Consider the following 1,298-nt stretch of genomic DNA (forward strand, 5'->3'; position numbering starts at 1 on the left):
CCAACCTGTCTTCATCACACCAATTTTATTTGGGTCTGAATCTGTATCTAAATAATAGTATTTTCCTTCTACGTTTATCCAGCCTGTTTTCATAGATCCACCGTTATTGGCATCTAGGTAGTACCATCTATCATTATCTTTCAGCCAACCCGTCTTCATCACACCAATTTTATTTGGGTCTGAATCTGTATCTAAATAATAGTATTTTCCTTCTACGTTTAACCAGCCTGTTTTCATAGATCCACCGTTATTGGCATCTAGGTAGTACCATCTATCATTATCTTTCAGCCAGCCTGTTTTTTTTACACCATGTTCAAAGTAGAACCATGTTCCATTTCCATCTTTTACCCAACCACTCTGTTCAGTAGCTTGCATATTTTGAGCTGTTTCGGCTGAACTTACAATTGGCTGAATGCTCAAGCCAAGAGTTGTCGCTAATGTAAGTGCTGCAATCTGTTTTTTCATATTTCCCTCTCCATTCTTACTACTACATTTTAATATATTACTCTTTTAAATATTAAATCTTAACTTCTATTTAAATGGTAAATATGGTGTTGGATTAATCTGACCAAATTTATATTCCGTTTTCAATTCAAAGTGTAGATGAGGACCAGTAACTCTCCCTGTGGCTCCTACCTTACCTATTACTTGACCTTGTTGAACATAATCCCCTTTACGAGCTATTCTCTCACTCATGTGGGCATATAACGTGTAATATCCATCTTCATGTTTGATAACTACAACATTTCCATAATCATTAAATGAGCCAGGTGAACCAAAACCAGAGAATTCTACAGTTCCAGATTTAGCAGCCATAATAGGTGTACCTGTTGTTGCTGCAAAGTCAATCCCCTTATGAGATTCATTCCAACGAGGTCCGTACCCTGAACTCACATTTGGATTTTTTATAGGCATCTGGTAACCATATGCACTAATATCTCCAGCATTTTCAATCCACTGACCATTATCAGCAAATGTATAAGTCTTTCCATCTATAGTAACTTGTCCAGTTACCATAGATCCGCCGTTATTGGCATCTAAGTAGTACCATTTTCCTTCTACTTGTACCCAGCCTGTTTTCATTGAACCATCTGCACTTCCATCCAGATAGTACCATTTATCATTATCCTTTACCCAACCCGTTTTCATCACACCAATTTTATTTGGGTCTGAATCCGTATCTAAATAATAGTATTTTCCTTCTACGTTTACCCAACCTGTTTTCATTGAACCACCGTTATTGGCATCCAGGTAGTACCATCTATCATTATCTTTCAGCCAACCTGTCTTCATCACAC

Annotated in this window: 1 protein-coding gene and 1 pseudogene; both read right to left on the bottom strand. The window is 37.3% G+C overall.

The features are described from left to right. Nucleotides 1-465: pseudogene (locus DN390_RS30265) on the bottom strand (N-acetylmuramoyl-L-alanine amidase family protein); the annotation flags it as partial. 66 nt (nt 466-531) lie between these two features. Continuing rightward, the coding region (locus tag DN390_RS31545; RefSeq protein WP_147809344.1) for a M23 family metallopeptidase at nt 532-1,298 on the bottom strand (767 nt) is incomplete at its 5' end.

The organism is Bacillus sp. SH7-1, from assembly GCF_008042405.1.
GTDB lineage: Bacteria > Bacillota > Bacilli > Bacillales > Bacillaceae_G > Bacillus_A > Bacillus_A thuringiensis_N.